The sequence below is a fragment of the Shewanella sp. SG41-4 genome, assembly GCF_014164505.1.
Lineage (GTDB): Bacteria > Pseudomonadota > Gammaproteobacteria > Enterobacterales > Shewanellaceae > Shewanella.
Map to the genome: position 1 here is coordinate 1 of NZ_JACJFI010000750.1, position 509 is coordinate 509.

1 protein-coding gene is annotated in these 509 nt (G+C 45.0%); it reads left to right on the forward strand.

Translation table 11 applies throughout. The features are described 5' to 3' along the window. The first annotated feature begins 31 nt into the window (after positions 1 to 31). The gene (locus tag H5202_RS23665; protein WP_182774152.1) at positions 32 to 328 is read left to right on the forward strand and encodes a hypothetical protein; all 297 of its coding nucleotides are present in this window, start codon (positions 32 to 34) and stop codon (positions 326 to 328) included. Positions 329 to 509 lie beyond the last annotated feature (181 nt).

The window sequence follows — 509 nt, forward strand, 5'->3', positions numbered from 1 at the left end:
CACCTGGATCCCCAATTAAAAGCGTTTGGGGATGGCGAAAAACCTCTGTCATTCCGGTGAGGCTTTTAAAGCCGGAATCCAGGTGTTTGTTTTACGCTTTAAGGTATCAACAAAGCCAAAATTAAGGGCAACACCTGGATCCCCAATACAAGCATTTAGGGATGACGAAAGCCTCTGTCATTCCGGTGAAGCTTTTAAAGCCGGAATCCAGGTGTTTGCTTTACGCTTTAAGGTATCAACAAAGCCAAAATCAAGGGCAACACCTGGATCCCCAACAAAAGCATTTGGGGATGACGAAAGCCTTTGTCATTCCGGTGAAGCTTTTTAAGCCGGAATCCAGGTGTTTGCTTTGCGCTTTAAGGTATCAACAAAGCCAAAATCAAGGGCAACACCTGGATCCCCAATTAAAAGCGTTTGGGGATGGCGAAAAACCTCTGTCATTCCGGTGAGGCTTTTAAAGCCGGAATCCAGGTGTTTGTTTTACGCTTTAAGGTATCAACAAAGCCAAA

Coding starts and splice junctions, on each gene's coding strand:
- H5202_RS23665 (WP_182774152.1), top strand. CDS start 32: ATGGCGAAAAACCTCTGTCATTCCGGTGAGGCTTTTAAAGCCGGAATC.